Annotated in this window: 14 protein-coding genes and 2 tRNA genes; 5 read left to right on the top strand and 11 right to left on the bottom strand. The window is 48.2% G+C overall.

What is annotated here, in order from left to right; all coding sequences use genetic code 11:
- Positions 1–81: 81 nt before the first annotated feature.
- Both BMW31_RS07660 and BMW31_RS07655 read right to left on the bottom strand, forming a co-directional pair.
- The gene (locus BMW31_RS07660) at positions 82–2,244 is read right to left on the bottom strand and encodes a tetratricopeptide repeat protein (RefSeq protein WP_091823530.1); all 2,163 of its coding nucleotides are present in this window, start codon (positions 2,242–2,244) and stop codon (positions 82–84) included.
- On the bottom strand, positions 2,216–3,112 hold the full coding sequence (locus BMW31_RS07655; protein ID WP_091823526.1) for an ABC transporter substrate-binding protein: 897 nt from the start codon (positions 3,110–3,112) through the stop codon (positions 2,216–2,218). The genes BMW31_RS07660 and BMW31_RS07655 overlap by 29 nt, the downstream gene beginning before the upstream one ends.
- A 138-nt stretch (positions 3,113–3,250) precedes the next feature.
- On the opposite strand from BMW31_RS07655, the gene radA reads away from it, so the two are divergent.
- Both radA and BMW31_RS07645 read left to right on the top strand, forming a co-directional pair.
- The gene (gene radA, locus BMW31_RS07650) at positions 3,251–4,651 is read left to right on the top strand and encodes a DNA repair protein RadA (protein WP_091823521.1); all 1,401 of its coding nucleotides are present in this window, start codon (positions 3,251–3,253) and stop codon (positions 4,649–4,651) included.
- Between the two features lie 78 nt (positions 4,652–4,729).
- Entirely contained in the window at positions 4,730–5,518 is a 789-nt protein-coding gene (locus BMW31_RS07645) for a hypothetical protein (protein WP_091823519.1), read from the top strand.
- A 179-nt stretch (positions 5,519–5,697) separates the two neighbouring features.
- Here BMW31_RS07645 and BMW31_RS07640 read toward each other — a convergent pair.
- The 8 genes from BMW31_RS07640 to BMW31_RS07605 all read right to left on the bottom strand — a co-directional run bounded on the left by BMW31_RS07640 (position 5,698) and on the right by BMW31_RS07605 (position 12,194).
- Positions 5,698–5,769 (bottom strand) — tRNA-Glu (locus tag BMW31_RS07640).
- A gap of 35 nt (positions 5,770–5,804) precedes the next feature.
- Positions 5,805–5,892 (bottom strand) — tRNA-Ser (locus BMW31_RS07635).
- Between the two features lie 464 nt (positions 5,893–6,356).
- Positions 6,357–7,625 (bottom strand): NADH:ubiquinone reductase (Na(+)-transporting) subunit F, encoded by a 1,269-nt coding sequence (gene nqrF, locus BMW31_RS07630; RefSeq protein ID WP_091823514.1) that lies wholly within the window; start codon positions 7,623–7,625, stop codon positions 6,357–6,359.
- Positions 7,626–7,633: 8 nt separating this feature from the next.
- Entirely contained in the window at positions 7,634–8,260 is a 627-nt protein-coding gene (gene nqrE, locus BMW31_RS07625) for an NADH:ubiquinone reductase (Na(+)-transporting) subunit E (RefSeq protein ID WP_091823510.1), read from the bottom strand.
- Positions 8,261–8,286: 26 nt separating this feature from the next.
- Positions 8,287–8,916, bottom strand: a complete 630-nt coding sequence (locus BMW31_RS07620) for an NADH:ubiquinone reductase (Na(+)-transporting) subunit D (protein WP_091823507.1) — start codon at positions 8,914–8,916, stop codon at positions 8,287–8,289.
- 23 nt (positions 8,917–8,939) lie between these two features.
- On the bottom strand, positions 8,940–9,665 hold the full coding sequence (nqrC, locus tag BMW31_RS07615) for an NADH:ubiquinone reductase (Na(+)-transporting) subunit C (RefSeq protein ID WP_091823568.1): 726 nt from the start codon (positions 9,663–9,665) through the stop codon (positions 8,940–8,942).
- A 7-nt stretch (positions 9,666–9,672) separates the two neighbouring features.
- Positions 9,673–10,836 carry an NADH:ubiquinone reductase (Na(+)-transporting) subunit B gene (locus BMW31_RS07610; RefSeq protein WP_091823503.1) on the bottom strand — a complete coding sequence of 388 codons (1,164 nt, stop codon included), beginning with the start codon at positions 10,834–10,836 and terminating at the stop codon, positions 9,673–9,675.
- A gap of 5 nt (positions 10,837–10,841) precedes the next feature.
- Positions 10,842–12,194, bottom strand: a complete 1,353-nt coding sequence (locus BMW31_RS07605) for a Na(+)-translocating NADH-quinone reductase subunit A (RefSeq protein WP_091823500.1) — start codon at positions 12,192–12,194, stop codon at positions 10,842–10,844.
- 1,221 nt (positions 12,195–13,415) lie between these two features.
- Here BMW31_RS07605 and BMW31_RS07600 point away from each other — a divergent pair.
- The 3 genes from BMW31_RS07600 to rho all read left to right on the top strand — a co-directional run bounded on the left by BMW31_RS07600 (position 13,416) and on the right by rho (position 21,308).
- Positions 13,416–16,853 (top strand): translocation/assembly module TamB domain-containing protein, encoded by a 3,438-nt coding sequence (locus BMW31_RS07600; RefSeq protein ID WP_255404887.1) that lies wholly within the window; start codon positions 13,416–13,418, stop codon positions 16,851–16,853.
- Between the two features lie 458 nt (positions 16,854–17,311).
- Positions 17,312–19,081, top strand: a complete 1,770-nt coding sequence (gene rpsA, locus BMW31_RS07595) for a 30S ribosomal protein S1 (RefSeq protein WP_091823493.1) — start codon at positions 17,312–17,314, stop codon at positions 19,079–19,081.
- 265 nt (positions 19,082–19,346) lie between these two features.
- Positions 19,347–21,308 (top strand): transcription termination factor Rho, encoded by a 1,962-nt coding sequence (gene rho, locus BMW31_RS07590; protein ID WP_091823488.1) that lies wholly within the window; start codon positions 19,347–19,349, stop codon positions 21,306–21,308.
- A gap of 442 nt (positions 21,309–21,750) precedes the next feature.
- Here rho and queC read toward each other — a convergent pair whose 3' ends face one another.
- Positions 21,751–22,404: a 7-cyano-7-deazaguanine synthase QueC gene (gene queC / locus BMW31_RS07580; protein WP_091823480.1), complete on the bottom strand. Its 654-nt coding sequence runs from the start codon at positions 22,402–22,404 to the stop codon at positions 21,751–21,753.
- Positions 22,405–22,502: the final 98 nt, after the last annotated feature.

Below are 22,502 nucleotides of genomic sequence, written 5' to 3'. Positions count from 1 at the left end.
GACGGTGGAACCATACAGCCGGCAGCCCTGAACAGCAAGCTATGGCTGCAGAGGGTTTACGACGGAGAAACTTGCTTGCAGCTATGCTTGCAAGAGGTCGACCATGATGGTGATGTCGGTTTCTGATATCCCGTTCCTAACAAGCAGATTCTTTACTCCCTGCAATCCACGCAGGAAGTCGTTGGCTGCAGTTTCTTTGAACTTCCCAAGCAGCGAAGCGGCCTTGTCCACCTGGTTCAACATCCACTTGCAGCAGGCCGCGTGCAGATAGTCTTGCGGCTGCGGACGGTTGGCTTCGAGCAATTTGGCGTACATCTTTTCGGCCTGTTCGGGCCTTTGCTGTTCCAACAAGCCCCACCCCAGAGCCCTTATCACATTTCTGTTGTCGGGGTGTTCGTAGTCGAGTTTGTACAGTTCGTCTACCCCCTGCTGCAGGGCATCTTCCTCGGCTATGTTTATCCTCGTTATGGCAGCACCGAGCCGGTAGCTGAAACTGTCGGGATTGATGCTCACCAACTTATCGTAGGTCTGCAATGCTTCTTCGTAATCTTCGAGGTGGAAACAGCATTGGCCATAGAGTTTCAGAGCCTTTTCGTTTTCGGGAGATGCGTTCAGCACCTGTTTCAATGCGTTGACAGCGGGAACGTAGTATTCCTGGGTCATGAAGCTACAGGCATAGAGCATGTCTCGTTCGGTCGATGCAGGCATGTTGTAAACGTTCAGCACGGCCTCTACCCTTGCGCCCTCTTTGCGCTTGAGCAGGAACTGGCAAAACTCCAATATACACGGATAAAACGGCGGATAATCCAAGTCGGCATTCTGCAGGAACAGCGCACGGTTGTCGTACTCCATGTCAAAGGGATTAGGAAAAGCGTTTTTCTGCTGGAACAGGCGGAAGAACCGGTACAAATCCTGCAGGTACATGCGCCTGATGTAGGCCGGTTTCATCATCTCCTCGGGGTTCATGACGGGACCGAAGGCCTCGGCCGAGTTCATCATCTCCCTCACATTGGCCGGCAGCCGCTCCATAACGCCCGACATGGCCAGGGCGAATGAATACTTGTCGGAGTCGCAGAAAGGGCCTCCACTGAACAGCAGGTCGAGGAACTTGTTGCCCTTCAGCTCCTGCCTAACTTTGCTCAGCTCGGGGTGCTCTATATAAAAAGGTACGAACCAATTGCTCAATGTGTAGAAGAACGCAAAGCGTTTCATGTGCGAAAAGCCGCCGAAATAGACATCGGAGCCGGCTTTCTGCATGTCATATATCTTGCGCATGCTCTGTTCCATTTCCTCCATGGCCTTGTCGGCAGCACCGGGATTAAGGATATCTTCCATGGGGTCGTCCTCCTTCTCCAGTATTCCGAATTTCGTAATGGTGAAGTTGTTGCCCTTCATCAAGTTGGGAATTATCTCCTTGCTGATTTTCGCATTGTCGCTGTCGGTGTCATTGCAATAGAATATCTGCATCTGGAGCTCGAGCAATTCGCGGCGAGCCGTTTCGTCCTTCAATACCTCCTGGAGGATTTCTTTCTGGCTCCCGTCGCCTTCGGGGCTGTGCATATTGAGTGCGAAACCAACCAGTGCGCGCTGTCTGACGAACTCATCCTTGCTTTGCCTGTAAACAGCAACCAACGTGCGCAGGCGGTTGATGTCATAGCGTGCTGTGAGTGAGAGCGTGATGGCCGAAACAATGAGCTGGGCATCAAGGGCATCAATTGTAGGCGAAACAATCAGGGAGCCGAAGAACTCCGCGTCGTTCTCCTTCCAGTGTGTGGATACGAGGATGGCATCGAACAGACTGCTCATGTACTGATGGTGCTGTAAATAAAGGTAATGCTCCTTGTCGGCACGGCTGCCTGCACTCTCCAGCGAGAGCATTGCTACGTCCTGAACAAAGGTTTCAAGCTGGGTTTGAACGGCATCGTGGCTGAAATCGAGCCGCTGACTGCGTGCCCGGGCGGCAATATACAGCGGGTCGGTCTTGGTTTTCAGGTCGAGTTCGGTGTCGTAGGCTATCACGTAGAGCCTATGTAGCAGTTCCCGGTACAGCTGGGTTCGCCGTTCGTCCTTGTAGCCTTTGAGCATGAAGTCGGCCATCAGCCGGAAATCGCTTTCCACATCCTTCAGTCTCTCGTCAAGATGAAGCACAGGATGGTTGGCCACGAATTGCTTCAGGTCGGCCAATCCTTCATGAATGCTTTTGTGGTTGATGAATTTATAAAGTTCGTTGTTGTCTTGTGCCATTGGGAACGGTAAGTTTTGGGTATTGAAGTTTGGGTAAAGACTTGATTGTACGGTCGTCGGCAGTACAATATTTACGGATGATGGCGGTGTAGTTCATCAGTCCTTTGTCGTTCAGGGAGTCGCAGGCCATGTTGTAGGCTTTGACAAACAAGGCCAGCTGCCGGCGCCTTCTTGCATCCACAAGCGCACGGGAGCGGACGGCAACCACGCCAAGCTGTTCTTTCATCTGCCGGCTGTCGGCCATCACCTGGTGCTTTTGCAGACGTGCGGAAGTCGCCTGCGGCTCCGTCAGCCACATCGCATCCATCGAATTGGTTTCAAGCATTCGGAGCCTGACATTGACGTCGTTCACCTGTATCTTGAATACGGGAGCAGATGTCTTGACTCCTTTCAGGATTTGATCGGTCAGGTAATCGGTTGCCGAATATCGGGTCATGGCCACCATCTTGTCGCCTAACTGCCGCGGTTCCTTCAACCGCGCCGTGCGGTTACTGATGAGTTGCCAATATGCGTTGGTAGCACCGAGGACTTCGAGTTCGGTTCCATGCTTCTCCATGTTCTCCATTCGCTTCCTGTCGGTCACTGCACATTCAATGCTGCTGCCTGCCAAAGCCGTGTCCAAGTCTAACTGCGCATTGCGGAACTTGATGTGTACGCTTACGCCGAGGGTATCGAACAGCTGGCGTTCCTGCGCCAGATATACCGGCAAACAATCCAATGTGGGCAACACGCCGACCTTGAACGCAAGCGCATCTTCGCGTGCAATGCGAGCCCTTTCGGCCCTCGACAAGCGTAGCTTTTCTTCATACGACTGCCCGCATGAGACCAGCAGAGCCAAGGCAAATGTAAATAGCAAGACCTTCTTCATAGTTGCAAAATTACTAATAAAAAGTGAAGAAATGGGAAGAAGACGAAACGAAATATCCTGCCAATGTTGTTTATTTCACTTTTTTATTGTAATTTTGTTATCCTGTAAGCCGGAAAAAGAATTAAACAGACGACAGATATGGCAAAAGACAAGATAGCTTATGTGTGCAGCAACTGTGGACAGGAGTCGTCCAAGTGGATTGGCAAGTGCCCGAGTTGTGGCCAGTGGAATACGTTCAAGGAAATTCGCATCGCCGCCGATACCGGCACCAGTGCCGCTCGGTCTGCTGCCCAGAGCTTGAATGCCCATCGGTCGGCATCAGGCGGAAACAGGTCCGTGCCGTTGAACCAAATCTCGGCAAAGGACGAACCACGCATGGATATGCACGATACCGAGCTGAACAGAGTCCTTGGAGGTGGCCTGGTGCCCGGCTCCATCGTACTTTTGGGCGGCGAGCCCGGCATAGGCAAAAGCACCCTGACACTGCAAACAATCCTGAATATGCCCGAACGCAAGGTGCTGTACGTGAGTGGCGAGGAGAGCGCACACCAGTTGAAGATGCGCGCCGAACGCATTGCCGGCAGCGGAAATGAAGCCGGAAATGTACAGATTCTATGCGAAACGAACCTGGAACACATTTTCTCGAACATCAAGGATGTCAGACCGGAACTGGTCATTGTCGACTCCATTCAAACTATCTCCACAGAAGAAGTAGAGAGCAGTCCGGGCAGCATCACGCAAGTAAGGGAGTGTGCAGCCGCTCTGTTACGCTTTGCCAAATCGAGCGGAACACCCGTCATCCTCATCGGACATATTAACAAGGAAGGAACTCTGGCTGGTCCAAAAATACTGGAGCACATTGTCGACACCGTCGTACAGTTCGAGGGCGACCAGCACTACATGTACCGCATCCTGCGAAGCATCAAGAACCGCTTTGGAAGTACATCCGAATTGGGTATTTACGAGATGCAGCAGAACGGCCTGAGACAAGTTGCAAACCCCTCGGAACTATTGTTGGCCGAAGATCATGACGGCCTTTCGGGCGTCGCCATATCAAGTGCCATTGAGGGAGTAAGGCCCTTTCTGGTCGAAACCCAGGCTCTGGTGTCGTCTGCGGCCTATGGAACACCGCAGCGTAGCGCTACCGGTTTCGACCAGCGCAGGCTGAACATGCTCTTGGCGGTATTGGAAAAAAGAGTGGGGTTCAAGCTCATGCAGAAAGATGTTTTCCTGAATATTGCCGGCGGCTTGCGTGTAACGGACATGGCAATGGACTTGAGTGTGATAGCTGCTGTGCTGTCCAGCAATGTAGATACGCCCATAGAATCGGGATGGTGCATGTGCGGAGAAGTGGGATTAAGCGGCGAAGTGAGGCCTGTAAGCAGGATTGAGCAAAGAATAGCAGAAGCAGAGAAACTGGGATTTACGCACATCATCATCCCCGCTTTTAATCTCAAAAGCCTCAATCCGCACAAATACCATATTGAGTTGCATCCTGTCAAGAAAGTAGAAGAGGCTTTGAGGGCTCTGTTCGGCTGATTTCCAGACAGGTAGACAATAAAAACTTATTTGCAATATTTGCTGTTTTCGCAAATTTAAGGTATCTTTGTAGCTGAAATGGGAAAGATATCAAAGTTCGGAATAGTTACGCTCTCCTTCCTTGGAGGCACGGTAGTCGGTTTTCTTGGAAATCAAGTTTACCACAATCTGCATGTGGCCCAACTTGCTGCCAACGACATCAAGACCACCTTCACGGAGCATAAGGAAGACCCGGCACCTGAAGTAAAGATGCAAGATATAATAAAAGTAGACACGCTGAAACATGCTTACGTTTATTATCCACAATTCTCCAAAATTGATTTGATATGCGGACAGCGGCCAAACGAGAATGATGATAAAATCATTTTGGCCACCGATGCGGCATTTACAGGCAAGGTGCTGAAAGAGTTCAACCATGAGAACGTGGCAGGCAATCACGTGAGCAACGGCGTTTTCTATAAAGGATACGCATGCCCGGTGAATACTGGAGCCTTCAGCTATTACAAGAAGAACTGGCATTTTCACCTCGACAATTACGATGCCCAGATAGCAAAGGCTGCCGATAACGAAGGCATGGCGTTTGCCCAAGCGTTGTTTATTCATCAAGGCAAACGTGTACATTGCGAGGTGCAAGGCAAGAACAACTACCACGCCCTGTGCAAGAAAGACGGACAACTCTGCCTGATAGAGAACCGGGAGCCGATGGACTTCTTCTCTTTTGTGATGTATCTGCTTGACTGCGGGGTACAAGAAGCTCTCTATCTGGATTTGGGCAAGGGTTTCTGGCATGACAACGCAGGAGCCACACACCCACTGAAGAGCAATGGGAAAAGCTACAATACCAACTGGATAGTTTTCTATAAATAAAGCTATCTGCCAGCAATCAAACAATAGGAACAGAGAAGCGGAAAGGAAAAGCAGGCAGTAGGGAAACCCTACTCCTGTGCCAGGATTGAGTATCACGTAGCCAAACAGTTACGTAAACCAGCCTTATCTTATAGAAAGAAGAAACCTCTGCTACCGGCTAATGGTTGCAGAGGTTAATGTAGTCGATAGGGGAATCGAACCCCTATGCCAAGATTGAGAATCTTGTATCCTAACCATTAGATGAATCGACCGCATGTTGCATTCTCGACAGCCTGACTTCCCGAAGCGGAAGGAGGGGGATTCGAACCCCCGGTACAAGAAATATGTACGGCAGTTTAGCAAACTGCTGGTTTCAGCCACTCACCCATCCTTCCAGTCAGGGCTCGCAAACCGAGTTGCCAAGCATATTATCTCAAATGCGTGTGCAAAGGTAACGGTTTTATTTTGTTCCGCCAAATGTTTTGCGATAATTTTTCTCTTGTCTTCCTTTTTTCCGGGTACAGGAAAGCAACTGCTTATCCCCTATCCTATTCTTTGCGGAAACAAAAGTGCAGTGAGGTTTTCCGGCCTCACCCAAAAGCCTTTCCATGAGGTTATGATGCGGCAGGTTCAGGGTTGTGGAAAATCGCTTGACGGAACTTTCGACAAGTGTAGAATAATCGTGTGACAAGTGTCAAACAATCGTGCGACACCTGTCGAAAGTTCGCGAAGCATATCTTTAATGCCTCTGATGGGCACATTCGGCACACAGACAAACAGAAAAAGGCGCACAACCTGTTTAAAGTCGTGCGCCTTTGTGGATTGTAGGCTCGTTGCAGCATTGAGCCTGTGGGGGTGCTTATCCGAAGTTATCGTACATAATACTGTCCTGTTCAACGCCCAGGCTGTCGAGATAGTCGGTAACGGTCTTTATCAGCATTGGAGGCCCGCAGAGGTAATACTCGCAATCTTCCGGTGCCTCATGGTCCTTGAGATAAGTATCACGGATGCAATTCACGGCAAAACCGGTGTAATAGTTCACGCCAGCTTCGTCGGCCTTTGGGTCTTGCCGGTCAAGCGACAAATGGAAATGGAAATTGGGATATTCCTTTTCCAGCTCCCAGAAGTCTTCCAGGAAGAATGCCTCGCCCAATGCACGCGCACCGTAGAAGAAGTGCATCTCGCGGTCACGGGTGTGGAGGGTCTTGAGCATGTGCATAATCTGCGAGCGCAAAGGGGCCATGCCTGCACCACCGCCAATCCATATCATCTCCTTGCCTGAGGTGAAATCAGGATGGAAATCGCCATAAGGACCGCTCATCATCACCTTGTCGCCGGGCTTCAGCGAGAAAATATAGGAAGAACCTATGCCTGTAGGAACATTCTGAAATCCTACTTGCGGACGGGGGAGGAACGGTGTGGTGGCAATACGCACGGTGAGGGTTATGATGTCGCCTTCGGCCGGATAATTGGCCATGGAATAGGCACGGGTGGTTGCTTCGGGGTTGTGGGCCTTCAGGCTAAGGATGTTGAAGTTCTTCCATGCGCCAATATAGTCATCGCCAATATCGTTCTTGTCGAAGTCCTTGTCGTAGTCAATCGTATCGTATTCGGGTATCTTAATCAACGCATACGAACCGGGAACGAAGTCGAGATGTTCACCGGGAGGCAGCGCAACCTTGAATTCCTTGATAAAGCTGGAGACGTTCTTGTTGGAAATGACCGTGCACTCCCACTCCTTAACGCCCAGTATGCTCTCCGGAATCTTGATGCTGAAATCTCCCTTTACCTTGCACTGGCAGCCCAACCTCCAGTGATCCTTGATTTGTTTGCGTGTAAAGTGCGGCCGCTCGGAGTCCAAAATCTCTCCACCACCTTCCAGCACCTGCACTTTACACTGTCCGCAGCTGGCCTTGCCGCCACAGGCAGATGAGAGGAAGATGCCATTTTCATTCAAGGTTGACATCAGGCTATTGCCCTGTTCCACACTTAGAGTTTTGTCGCCGTTGATGAGGATGTTTACCTTACCGCTCGGCGAAAGATATTTCTTGGCTACAAGCAGTATAACAACCAGCAGCAGTATTGTTAACAGGAATACTCCTATACTTAATAATATAAACTGTCCCATACCTTATTTTAGATTTTAAGTCCGGAGAAACACATCATGGCCATAGCCATGAGGCCTACCGTGATAAATGTAATACCCAATCCCTGGAGCGGTTTGGGAACATCACTGTACTGCAGTTTTTCCCTGATGGCGCCCATCGAAACAATGGCCAGTGTCCATCCCAGACCACTACCGATGGCGTAGGCTATGGAATCCCAAACGCTACCTATGTACTGGGTGTTGGCCGGGTCGAGGTTAATGCGCTGCTGCATGAAGAGCGATGCGCCCATGATGGCACAGTTTACGGCTATAAGCGGCAGGAAGATACCCAGCGCACTGTACAGTGTGGGCGAATACTTTTCTACGGCCATCTCTACCAGCTGGACAATGCCGGCTATCACTGCGATGAAGAGAATGAAACTCAGATAGGATAGGTCTACGCCTGGAATAAGGCAATCGGGTCCCAGAACTTTGGTCTGGAGCAGATAGTCTACAGGCACGGTAACAAGCAACACAAATGTAACTGCCAGGCCTAAACCCAGCGAGGTCTTTACGTTTTTACTTACCGCAAGGAATGAGCACATTCCAAGGAAGTAAGCAAAAATCATGTTATCGACAAATATCGACCTGAAGAATAAACTTATAACATGTTCCATGATGAAATTCTATTGTCGTAACTACTTTATTCCTGATTTTCTTTATAGAAGAATGCACGATGCACCCATATTACACAACCAATGAGAATGAGCGCCATAGCCGGCATTGTCATCATTCCGTTGTTGATGTAACCGGCATCGTAAAAACTCTGCGGAATAATCGTAAAACCAAGTAAGGTTCCCCTGCCAAGCACTTCGCGTACGGCACCTACAATCACCAGGATTATCGCATAGCCTAATCCGTTGCCTATTCCATCCAAGAATGAGGGCCAAGGCTTGTTCATCATGGCGAAAGCTTCCAGTCGCCCCATGAGAATACAGTTGGTAATGATAAGGCCAACGTATACAGACAACTGTACGCTTACATCATAGGCAAATGCTTTCAGCACTTGTGACACAATGGTTACCAAGGCTGCTACGACTACCAGCTGCACGATGATGCGGATGCGCATTGGTATCGTGTTGCGGATAAGAGAAATAATCACGTTCGAGAAAGCGGTGATAACCGTTACTGCCAATCCCATTACAATAGCGGGCTTAAGCTGCGAAGTGACCGCCAACGCCGAGCAGATGCCAAGCACCTGCACCATAATGGGGTTGTTGATGTTTAACGGTTCGAGGAGTACCGCATTATTTTGTTTTGAAAAAAGTCCCATACAAATACTGTTAATGATTTGGTTTACTTATCTTGAAAGAACTTCAAATATTTGGAAAGACCATCGTGCAGCATCTCTGTTACACCGTTTGAAGTCAGGGTTGCACCGGTAACGCCGTCTACTTGCGTAGTCGGGTCATCAACCTTCTTGCTAACCGACAGGGCTATGCCCGCAGTGCCGGCGCTGGAAAAGAGCTTCTTGCCGGCAAACTTTTCTTGCCAGGACTGATTGTCTTTTATCTCCGCACCCAGTCCTGCAGTTTCGCTTTCATGAGTGAAATAAGCCCCGTACACGGTAGCCTTATCTTCATTGATGGCAATATAACCACTGATAGGCCCCCAGAGCCCCATACCGTAAACGGGTATTACATATTTTGTTTTCCCTTTTACGTTACAAATGTAAAGAGCCAGTTTACCAGCCTTGAAGTCGGCACTGTTCAAGGTAAAGCCGTCTTTCTCGCCGCCGGCAGTACCGGGCTTGAGGACCTTGCCTGATGCGTCAATTATCTCGTCGGCAATAATTACCTCTTTATACATTTTGGCTGCATCGGCATCATTGAGTCCTCTAAGGTTCAGTGAATTAAGTATCTGCTTTTTCTTGTCAAGCGCCACGTTAGCATCCTGAACAGGCTTCAAGGCTTGAAAGACGAACGCCAGCAAGAAAGCAACCACTACGACTATTATCGTAGAATAAACAATAGTATATGTATTTGAATTAGTATTCAAACTCTTTTTCTTTTCTTCTGCCATAGTTCGGTTACTCATTAGTAGTTAAACGGTTCAAGCGCTTGCTGATGTTGCGCTGCACGACACAATAGTCAATCAGAGGAGCCAACATGTTCATCAGCAGGATAGACAGCATCATGCCTTCCGGATAACCCGGGTTAAGAACACGAATAACGATGCCCATTGCACCTATCAGTGTTCCATATATCCATTTACCCGCTTCGGTACGGGCAGAAGTTACGGGGTCGGTAGCCATAAACACAGCTCCGAAAGCAAAGCCTCCCAGTACGAGATGCTCATACCAATGGATAGGCGTTGCTCCGTCAAGCTCAAACAAAGCTGCCACGACACTTCCACCAAGGAAGACACTCAACATGGTTTTCCAACTTGCAATATTAGTCCACAAAAGAATGAATGCTCCTATTGCAATGGCTATGATGCTGGTTTCGCCAACCGAGCCAGGGATAAATCCTAATATAGCATCACTCAACGTAGCATCAGGCGTGATGCCTTGTCCTATCTGTCCTAAGGGAGTGGCTGCGGTGAAAGCATCTGGCAACGTATTGCCAAGTCCAAAAATCTTGTCAGTAGCTACCCAGACAGTATCACCACTCATCTTGGTCGGATAAGAAAAGAATAAGAAAGCTCGGGCAATCAAGGCAACATTGAATATATTCATACCTGTGCCACCGAATATCTCTTTTCCAAAGATGACTGCAAACGCTATGGCAATAACAAGAATCCACAGTGGCGTACTAACCGGGATAATCAAAGGAATCAGAATACCCGTAACAAGATAGCCTTCTTGGATTTCTTCTCCTTTCCACTGCGCCCATGCGAATTCAATGCCAAGTCCTACTATATAGCTAACAAGTACCTGAGGCAAAACAGCCAGGAAGCCATAGCCGAAGATTGACCAAAAGCCAGCTTCATTCAATGTACCAGCAGCAGCATAGTTCTGATATCCTACATTGTACATACCAAATAGTAATGCCGGGATTAGCGCCATTACCACAATACTCATAATTCGCTTCGAGTCGATCGAATCGTGAATGCTGACTCCTGTTTTGGAAGTATCGTTGGGTACATACAGGAATGTTTCAAAGCCATCATAAACGCTCTTAAAGGCATGAAACTTTCCACCTTCTTCAAAAGAAGGTTTTATCTTATCAAGATAATTTTTTAATGCGCTCATATATTTTATGCGTTTTCTTTACGTAACATGTTTAATCCGTTCCGAACTATCTTCTGAAGTTCGAGCTTGGAAGAATCCACAAATTCAGCGACAGCAAAATCTTCGGGAGCAACTTCATAAATTCCCAGTTGTTCCATTTTGTCTATATCACCGGCAATGATAGCCTTGATAAGATACTCTCCATAGATATCCATAGGAAGAACCTTGTCATATTCCCCGCTCATAATCATGTGCCGCTCACCTCCTTTTATGCGAGCATCAAGGTCGTATTCCCTATTCTTGCCAGCAAGCCAGGAGAAATAACTGTGCGAAGTGGAGAATTGTTTTGTACGTGGAAGCATCCAGCCAAACATCTCGTCGGCATTATCACCTTCGGGTATGGCCGTAACTTCAGAAGTATGAGCGCCTAAATAATCTGCCATATCGGTAATTTTGCCCGTTAACGGATTTCCGTTAATGAGCCTGACATGCTCTGATGATTTCAGTTTCCCATTCAATATATGATCTAAGGATGTTCCAACCAACACATCTACATATTCCGGGCTTGTAATCTCACTGCCGGCAACAGCTACCGTGCGGGTTAAATCAACTCTGCCTGTTAGAAAGAGGCGACCGAAGAATATCACAGATGTTGGCTCAACCGTCCACACAACTTCGCCCTTATTGACTGGTGACAGATGATTTACCTGTACTCCTACATTGCCAGCGGGGCAAGGACCATCAAAGATATTGATTTCAACATTCTTGGCAGATGTCAACGTTTCTGATTTCTGCTTGCTGCCTATTCCCAGGAAAGTCTTGGCAACCTTCGACAGTGCTGATAGTCCTGTCTGAAACGCAAGCTCGTTTCCTTTAAGTTCGATCTCAAAATCTCCGGCCAGAGGCATATCTCTCAATGCAGATACAAAGATTGCCTTAGGCTTGCTTTGGGGATTTGCAGACACAGCATAAGGCAATTGATTGATATATCCGAACAAGCCAGCATCAAGCAAGGTCTGCACAACTTCATCTGCACTCAGCGCATCGACGTTCTTTTGTCCGAACTCTGCATACTGTTGCTCGTCATCTGCCTTTACTTTGACAAAGAGAACTTTTCGTCTCTCGCCCCGCAAAACCTCCGCAACAGTTCCACTAACAGGAGAAGCGAACTTCACTTCGGGATACTGTTTGTTTACGAACAAGGCATCTCCAGCTTTGACAGTGTCACCTTCATGGACGACAACTTTCGGAATTACCCCCGTAAAGCTGTCTGGTGTAAGCGCATATTCGACAGCCGGCCCCAATCTCCGCCTCTCTCCTTTTGCTTTCCCTTTCAGGTTAATGTCTAAGCCTTTACGTAACTTAATTACATTCGCCATAAAATATGATTTATATTATTTGTGATTTATTTCTTGTTCCAAATCCATCTTGTTTGTCGTTGCAAATATAATATAATTTAGGCATTCATAAAAGAAAAAAATGTGAATTATTTCCATTTGAGATATTTTTAATGTAAATTTGTGCCGCCTATATAAAAGTAGGAATAGCAAATTTATTAAACATATTTATTGAGAAGACTAAAACATATCATAACTGCGATTATTTGGATAGTAGCATCCATCTATTTCGCAGCTGTCATTTTGCTGCACATTCCGGCAATACAAAGCATTGTTGGAAAACAGGTTGCCGCCATGATTTCTGCAAAATTAGGCACAGAGGTTACAATTGGCAATGTCAGCCTTGGCTTTTATAACCGCATCATTATTGATGACATAGATATAAAAGACCAAGATAAAAAGGACATGCTGGCTGCTACACGCATCTCTGCAAAGTTCGATTTTATCAGGCTATTCAAAGGAAAAATAGCCATAACGTCTGCCCAGCTGTTTGGTTTGAATGCGAAGCTAAGCAAGAAAGACCAAGAAGCAAAGCCTAATTTTCAATTTGTTTTAGACTCTCTGGCTTCCAAGGACACCACTTCCCACACACCGTTGGATTTGGAAATCAACTCTCTTGTCATTCGCCGTGGCAGAATCAAATACGACCAACTCGATGTTCCAGTTATTCCGAATGACTTCAATTCAAATTCAAAACATCTTGATATTGAAGGATTAAGCGGCCATTTCATTGTAAACAAACTGACAGACGACTCAATCAATGTAAACGTAAGGAAGCTGAGCTTAAAGGAGAAAGCGGGCTTCGAGCTCAAATCTTTAACTTTTAAATTCCTTGCCAACAAACAGACTGCCTCCGTTCAGGGTTTCCGCCTGGAATTACCGCACTCTCTCATCGCTTTGGATAGCATCCAGGCAGTGTACAGATTTGATGGAAAGAGACTACAATTTCCCACTTTAGAGTATCAGGGAAGTATATCTCCATCTACTATAACTCCTTCAGATTTAAGCTATTTTACATCCTCACTCAAGAATTTCAGAAACCCGATTACACTGTCTTCTGATTTCTCAGGTACCAGTACATCTATCCGAATCAAGAATTTACAAGTCGGTTCCAAGACTAACAGCATCAACCTGCAAGCCGATGGCTCTGTCAGCAATTGGGATTCCAAAGCTCGTTGGGCAGCACTCATTACGCATTTAAGGATGAGTGCTGCCGGCATTAAATTTGTAACAGACAACTTAGGCCAGAAGTTTGAGATACCCGTTTTCGTGACCCGATTGGGCAACATCCACTTTCAGGGCAACGTAGGCGGGTACGGTGCCGACATTGCTGCGAAGGGTATTCTGCATACCGAAGCTGGAAATGCCAATGTTGCCATAGGCAAGCATAACAGGCATTTCTCCGGAAGAGTGGAGACGCAAGGACTGAATTTAAAGCAAATACTTGCCGACAACAAATTCGGGCACATTGCTACAAGAATTAACGTAGACGGTACTTTGCCTGCAAACAAGCACCAGAGCCCTTTGATAAAAGCTAAAGGAGACATTTCGCAATTTACATATAACTCTTACACTTATAGGGATATAACGGTTGACGGTACCTATCATGATGACATACTGGACGGCCTGTTCCGAATGGATGACCCCAATGGAAGAGTTGATGTAAAAGGTAAGCTCAACCTGTCTGCCAAGAGTGCTGCCGCTAACCTGACAGCGCACGTAACGCATCTCAATCCTTCTGCACTTAAAATCAGTAACAGATGGCCCGGCGCAGTCTTCGGTTTTGACTTAAAGGCAAATGTTACGGGCAAGAACTTAAATACGGCAAAAGGCACCGTTGACTTGGATAACTTCTCCATGACGGCACCCGAGAATAATTACCAGCTGGCCAAACTGCACATTGACTTACACGAGCAATCGGGCGTTCACAATATCCTGATGAGCAGTGATTTCGGCCATGTGGATATCAGTGGCCAGTATGATTACAACACCATTGCCCAAAGTCTGACCAATCTCGTTGGTAGCAAGTTGCCAACTCTGCCCGGTCTTCCGAAGCTCACATCAAGAAGAACCAACAATTTCGTTATAAACGCAACAATTGAACAATCGGACTGGCTTCAGCAGATATTCAATATACCCATTAATTTGCGGTCTCCTTTAACCGTAAAAGGTTTCCTTGACGACAAGAAACGCGAAACTGATATCGTGTTGCAGGCTTCCGACTTCAGCTACGGCAACCATGTGTTCGAGAAAGGATACTTGCATATCACGACACCCGAAGACACACTTCGGCTCAACGCCCATGTCAGAAAACTTGACCTCCAAGGGCATGGCTTCTATTGGAACGTGCAGGCCGCAGCAGCAGATAACACGCTTAAAACAGCCATCACCTTTAATAACAAAAGCAAGAACCTGTTTAAAGGGCAGGTCAATGCCGAGTCGCAATTCTACAAAAACCCGGCAGGAGTTTCAACGGCTCACGTCAACATACTCCCTTCACATATCTTGGTCGGGGATTCTACATGGCAAATCAAGCCTTCGGAGATTTATTACAGCCAAAATCATCTGGATGTAAGGCGTTTCCTCATAGAGCGTAACGGCCAGCACTTGCTTGTATATGGAACTGCAACCAAAAACAGAACCGACAGTCTGACGGCCGAACTCAAAGACTTGGATATCAGCTATTTACTTAACTTGGTTAATTTCCATGCCGTCAGCTTCGGCGGCCTTGCAACCGGCAAAGCCTGCGTATCGTCCGTATTCTCAAAGCCCGAAGCCCGCGCCGAACTCATGGTAAACGACTTCACCTTCGAAAACGGCCGGATGGGTGTACTGGAGGCAAAGGTTAACTACGACAACAAGAAGGGGCAGATAGACATCAGCGCCCTGGCCAACGACACGATTAATCGCAGCACGCTGATAGCGGGCTACGTATCGCCGCAACGCAACTACATCGATTTGGATATCACTGCAAGGAATACCCGGGCAGAGTTCATCGAGAGTTTCTGCGGCAGTTTCATGCGTGATACGGATTTGAGCGCCGACGGAACCGTAAAACTCTACGGGCCGCTCGATAACATCAATCTTGTCGGTGAGCTGGTTGCAAACGGTAGCCTGTGGATTACGCCCCTGAACACGAGGTACTGGCTCAAGAATGACATTATCAGGATGGTGCCCGATGAAATCGTCTTTTCCGGCGACAACATCTACGATCGCAATGGCAACCTCGGCATTGTTCAGGGCAAACTCAAGCACCAGCATCTTACGAACCTAAGCTACGATCTGAACATAGCAGCCGATAACCTCCTGGCCTACGATTTTCCCACTTACGGCGACGAGGTTTTTTACGGCCGCGTTTACGCCACCGGCAACTGTGCCATCAAAGGTAAAAGCGGAGAAGTTAGTTTAGACATCAACGTTACTCCCGAAAAGAACTCCTTTATAGAATACAATGCGGCAAGCCCCGATGCCATCAGCAGCAACGAATTCATACACTGGAGCGAGCGCGACAGCCTTGGTGATGACGGCCAATCGCCGGATGGAGATTCGATAAAAGAGAACCACCGCACGCCCGAAGAGGATGATTTTGTTGATATTCCGACCGACATACGCCTCAATTTCCTCATAAACTGCACCCCTGACGCAACCTTGAGAGTGCTGATGGATAAGCAATCGGGTGATAAGATTACGCTCAATGGCAACGGAGTAATACGTGCCACCTATTATAATAAGGGGGCTTTTGACATGTATGGCACCTATCTGGTAGACCACGGTTCCTATGGCTTGACTATTCAGAACGCCATTCGCAAGAATTTCCAGTTCAACCAAGGCGGAACAATCGTCTTTGGCGGCGACCCCTACAACGCTACTCTCAACCTCCAGGCACAGCACATAGTGAGCGGCGTCAGCCTCTCCGACCTGAACATAGGCCGCAGTTTCTCCAACAACAACATCCGTGTAAACTGCCTGATGAACATCTCAGGAACTCCCGGCATGCCCAAGATAGACTTCAACTTCGACCTGCCAACTGTGAACAGCGATGCCAAGCAGATGATTTACAGCCTCATCAACAGCGAAGAGGAAATGAACCAGCAAGTTCTTTACCTGCTTGCCATTGGCAGATTCTACTCCCAGACGGGCAACAACGCCGCTGTAAGCGGAGGGAGTCAGCAAAGTCAGACATCACTGGCCATGCAGAGTCTGCTGAGCGGTCAAATTACCCAGCAACTTAACAACATGCTCTCTACCGTGGTAAAGAACACCAACTGGAACCTCGGCGCCAACATTTCTACCGGCGATGAGGGTTGGAACAACGCCGAGTACGAGGGGTTGCTTAGCGGCCGGATGCTCAACAACAGGCTGCTGTTCAATGGGCAGTTTGGCTATCGGGACAATGCCAATGCCACCACAAGCTTCATCGGCGACTTCGACCTTCGCTACCTTCTCTTCCCCAACGGCAACTTTGCCATCAGAGTCTATAACCAGACCAACGACCGTTACTTCACCCGTAACAGCCTGACCACCCAAGGATTGGGTCTTATCCTTAAAAAGGATTTCAATGGTTTCAGAGACTTGTTTGGCTGGAAGAGGAAGAAAAAGGTACAGCTGCAACCAGATACGCTGCAATTTAAAGCGAAATAACAGCTCGGTTGCTTCTCCCCCTCGCGCCCGTTGGCACTTCCTCCTTTATCAGCATCACTGCCTTCTTGGTGCAAAAGCTATGCTTCGTGAACTTTTGACAAGTGTCGCACGATAGTTTGACACTTGTCACACATGAATACGACACTTGTCAAAAGTTGCGGCAAATGGCTTTCTGCACCTTAATTCTATTCTCTTCAAACCCACGGAGATGCCATTCGGGCGCACGGTTCCCGTATTCTGCGCTCCACACGCTACACCCTGCGACAGTTGCAAACCTCGGTTTTGCCGTTCAACTTGGTTGTTAAAAAACCATAATACTACCAAAACTCCGCTTAAGTAATTGAATACAAACCAGATAAAATAAGTAACTTTGCACCCGATTTGGGCACAGAAGGCTCATTTCAACAGAGTTAATTAACATAAAGTCCAACTTTATTAATTTAAAACATTTATTTTTTATGTCAGAATTAAAGAACGAAGGTCTTCAAGACTTCAACTGGGAAGAATTTGAAAATGACCAGAACGTAAACGTCAACAAGAATGAGCTTGAGAAAGCTTATGATGAGACACTCAACAAAATCCAGGAACATCAGGTAGTTGAGGGCACCGTAATCTCTATCGACAAGAAAGAGGTTGTTGTCAACATCGGCTACAAGAGCGACGGCATCATTCCCGCTTCAGAATTCCGCTACAATCCTGAACTCAAGATTGGAGACAAGGTTGAGGTTTACGTAGAAAGCCAGGAGGACAAGCGCGGACAGCTTGTGCTCTCCCATAAGAAGGCCCGTCTGGCCAAGAGCTGGGACAAAATCAACGAAGCTCTGGAGAAAGAAGAAGTTATACAGGGTTACATCAAGTGCCGCACTAAGGGTGGTATGATTGTTGATGTGTTCGGTATTGAAGCATTCTTGCCCGGCAGTCAGATTGACGTTCATCCTATACGCGACTACGATGTGTTCGTAGGCAAGACCATGGAATTCAAGGTGGTTAAGATTAACCAGGAGTTCCGCAACGTCGTTGTTTCTCACAAGGCTCTCATTGAGGCTGAGTTGGAAGCACAGAAGAAAGAGATTATCTCACATCTTGAAAAGGGTCAGGTACTCGAAGGTACCGTTAAGAACATTACTTCTTACGGTGTATTCGTTGACCTCGGTGGTGTTGACGGACTCATCCACATCACTGACCTCTCTTGGGGCCGCGTAAGTGACCCGCATGAAGTGGTGAACCTCGACGAGAAAATTAATGTCGTAATTCTCGACTTTGATGAAGAGAAGAAGCGCATTGCCCTGGGTCTCAAGCAACTTACACCGCACCCATGGGATGCTTTGGATGCTAACCTCAAGGTGGGCGACCACGTCAAGGGCAAGGTAGTTGTCATTGCCGACTACGGAGCATTTGTAGAAATACAGCCGGGTGTTGAAGGTCTCATCCACGTAAGTGAAATGTCGTGGAGCCAGCACCTGCGTTCTGCACAGGAGTTCATGCACGTTGGCGACGAGGTTGAGGCAGTTATCCTTACTCTCGACCGCGAGGAGCGCAAGATGAGCCTGGGTATCAAGCAGCTGAAGGAAGACCCTTGGGAGACTATCGAGCAGAAGTATCCTATCGGCAGCAAGCATACGGCCAAGGTTCGCAACTTCACCAACTTCGGTATCTTCGTTGAACTGGAAGAAGGAGTTGACGGACTTATCCACATCAGCGACCTCTCTTGGACCAAGAAAGTAAAGCATCCGTCAGAGTTCACCACTGTTGGTGCCGACATCGATGTAGTAGTTCTTGAGATTGATAAGGAGAATCGCCGCCTGTCTCTCGGCCACAAGCAGCTGGAGTCCAATCCTTGGGACACCTACGAGACCATCTACACTCCCGGCTCTGTTCATGAAGGCAAGATTACAGAGATGATGGATAAGGGCGCTGTCGTAACACTCAACGAGGGCGGCGAAGGCTTCGCCACTCCCAAACACCTTGTTAAAGAGGACGGAACTCAGGCCCAGCTGGGCGAGGAACTTCCCTTCAAGGTTATTGAGTTCGTTAAGGAGACCAAACGCATCATCCTCTCCCACTCCCGTACTTTTGAGGAGGGCAAGGATGACACCAAGTCTGCACGTCGCCACAATGCACCTAAGAAGGCTGATGCTCCTGCCATCAACAACGTTGCAGCTGGTACATCTCTGGGCGATCTGGATGTTCTTGCCGAACTGAAAGAGAAGATGGAGAAAGGTGAATAATCCGTTTGCCTGTCCAAATTGAGATGTCAGACTGGACTGCTTACCGGCAACCGGCTTCCGTTCTCAATTTTACAACATAGCTTAAGGGCTGATTCTTACAAAGAGTCAGCCCTTTACTTTTAATGAATGTTAACCGTCTCATATTTCTGTTGGTGAAGAGCAACTATCTCAACTAATTTTACTAACTTTGCGTCCGATTTAATACGTATCCGTTGTTTCTGCTCTGGAAACAGCGCTTTCAATCAAAACATTCATTATACAATATATGTATAGCAAAGAAGAACTATTATCTAAAGATATCTCCGAACTCGAAGATATTGCTACAAAACTTGGTGCCAAATTTGAAAAAGACTCCGATACAGAGCAGCTTACCTACACTATTCTGGACAAGCAGGCTGAGGATGAAGGCAACAAGAACCCCTTGGGGACAAACCGAAAAAGAAGAACCCGCATCATGAAGAAAGAAACCGACCGCGTTTATACGGTGAATGGCAAGGAAGGAGAGAACTTTGACTTGAAGAAAAACAAGGTCTCTGCCGAACAGCCTGCACTTTTCAAGGACGAGTCCGAGCAGCAGGCTGCCGCCTCAAAAGCATCCTCACCAGAGGAACAACTGGCCGCCCTGCCCAAGCACAGAGGCCGCAAGACAAAGAAAGAGCTTGAGTTGCTGGCTAAGATTGAGGCAGAGAAGACCAATCCGGAGGAAGAAGAAACGCAGGCTGAAGAGCCAAAGTATGCCGAAGAACCAGCAGATAAGGAAGTTGATATTATTCCGGAAGCAGTACCAGAAGCGGCCTTTGCCACCCCCGAAGGCGACAATGCAGACGACGACAAGGAAAACCTCATAGCTCAACTTCAGGCCAAAATCAATGCTCATAACGAAACAGCAGACGACAAACATGAGGCTATTGCCGAGGGTATATGGGAGGATGACCCGGGCGACGGAACTGATTTTATCGTAACGGTCGACCTGCCCATCGAAGATCAAGGCATCGTTCCCAATTACGACATGTTCGACAATCCCACTTCTCCAGTGGCCTCTCCCGCTCCGTTCTACCAGCAGCCTGTTCCCCAGTCGGCAGCTCCATCGTCGCAGTTATATGATTTTTCCGACATCATTACGGCCAATGGCGTCATCGAAATCATGCCCGATGGCTATGGATTCCTGCGTTCCAGCGATTACAACTACCTCTCATCGCCCGATGATGTCTACGTGTCGGTCAATCAGATTAAGCACTACGGCCTCAAGACCGGCGACGTAGTGCAGTGCCATGTGCGTCCGCCGCATGAGGGAGAGAAGTACTTTCCACTCACAAGTATCGACAAGATTAACGGCCGCAACCCTGCTGAAATCAGGGACCGGATACCCTTCGAGCACCTTACTCCCCTCTTCCCCGACCAGAAGTTTACGCTGTGCGGCGAGAAGAAAACCACTAATCTCTCAACGAGAGTGGTCGACCTCTTCTCACCTATCGGCAAAGGACAGCGTGCCCTGATAGTAGCACAGCCCAAGACGGGTAAAACCATCTTGATGAAAGACATTGCCAACGCCATAGCCGCCAATCATCCGGAGGCTTACCTCATGATGTTGCTCATCGACGAACGCCCGGAAGAAGTAACCGACATGGCCCGTACCGTAAACGCCGAAGTCGTGGCTTCCACGTTCGATGAGCCTGCAGAGCGCCACGTAAAGATTGCCGGCATCGTGTTGGAGAAAGCCAAACGAATGGTAGAATGTGGCCACGACGTGGTTATCTTCCTCGATTCCATTACCCGACTGGCACGTGCCTACAACACTGTAAGCCCTGCCAGCGGCAAGGTTCTTACGGGTGGTGTAGATGCCAACGCCCTGCAGAAGCCCAAAAGGTTCTTTGGCGCAGCCCGCAATATTGAAGGCGGAGGCTCGCTTACCATCATAGCAACGGCCTTGATAGACACAGGCTCCAAGATGGACGAAGTTATATTTGAGGAGTTCAAGGGTACAGGTAACATGGAATTGCAGCTCGATCGCTCGCTTTCTAACAAGCGTATCTTCCCGGCTGTTAACCTGGTTGCCTCCAGCACACGCCGTGACGACCTGCTGCAGGACAAGACGACGCTCGACCGCATGTGGATTCTGCGCAAGTATATTTCTGACATGACACCTATCGAGGCCATGAACACCATTCACGACCGCATGGAGAAAACGCGCGACAACGAGGAATTCCTGCTGTCCATGAACGGCTAAGCATGGCTTGCCGGTTACAGGAAAATAAAAAAACTCCTGATATCACATCAGGAAGCGACGGATATAAAACCATTCCCGACATCAAAAGGGAATGGTTTTTATTTTTGATTGCCGTCATGAAGCTATGCCTCGGGAACTTTCGACAAGTGTCGCACGATCGTGTGACACTTGTCGAATTCATGTGCGACACTTGTCGAAAGTTCCCGGAGGTATATCTTCGGCCCTCTGAAGTGTATCGGAAAGCACTCCTCATCTATTTGTCAATCCGTCTGTTGAATGTCAACTGACATCAGATTAATGCCGAGTGGACAGAAACAAAACTCCGGCTTTGAGAACGCGCAACCGGAGTCAGATGTCTTGCAGGCACCAGCCGACTGCTGTATTTGGTATGAAGCTGCGTTTTCGCAGGGCTTGCAGCTTCTCTCAAAGCTACATCTCTACCCTACTCCTCGTATTCCGTTGTATCGGCAATTCCGGCATCATGCAGCGCTTCCTTTCGTTCCCGGCAGGTACCGCACTTGCCGCAATGCTTCTCGCCGCCCTTGTAGCAGCTCCATGTTTCGGCATAGTTAATTCCGAGAGCGTTGCCTCTACGGGCTATGTCGGCCTTGGAAATGTCGGTATAAGGAGCCCAGACTTCAACCTTCTCGAAGGTTCCGGTCCTGGTAGCTGCCGACATGGCGTTTACGAACTCAGGCCTGCAGTCGGGATATATGGTGTGGTCGCCTCCGTGATTGGCCATCATCACCCGGCGCAGCTGGTTGCTCTCGGCTATTCCGGCGGCAATGGCAAGCATGATGCCGTTGCGGAAGGGCACCACGGTTGATTTCATATTCTCCTCGTTGTAGTTGCCTTCGGGAACGGCTTCGGAACCCTCCAGGAGCGAGCTTTTGAAATACTGATGAATAAATCCCAGGTTGATGGTGATGTGCCTGATACCCAGACGCTCGCAATGCAGCTTGGCATAAGGAATTTCGCGGGCATTATGGTTGCTCCCATAGTCGAACGAAATGCCTAATGCAATGCAGTCCTTGAACTCGTAGAGCATGGTAATACTGTCCATGCCGCCACTTACTATAATCACTGAATCTTTCATCTCCTTACGTTGTTTCATGCAAAGTTACGAATAATCTGCTAAAATGTAAACTCTACGTGGCATTATCAGAAGGTTGTGAATTAAATTAGTAAAAACTC

Origin of the sequence: Prevotella sp. kh1p2 (assembly GCF_900111525.1) — a bacterium.
GTDB lineage: Bacteria > Bacteroidota > Bacteroidia > Bacteroidales > Bacteroidaceae > Prevotella.
The sequence above is the reverse complement of the archived record's forward strand: the minus strand, read 5'-3'. Positions and strand labels throughout refer to the sequence as shown.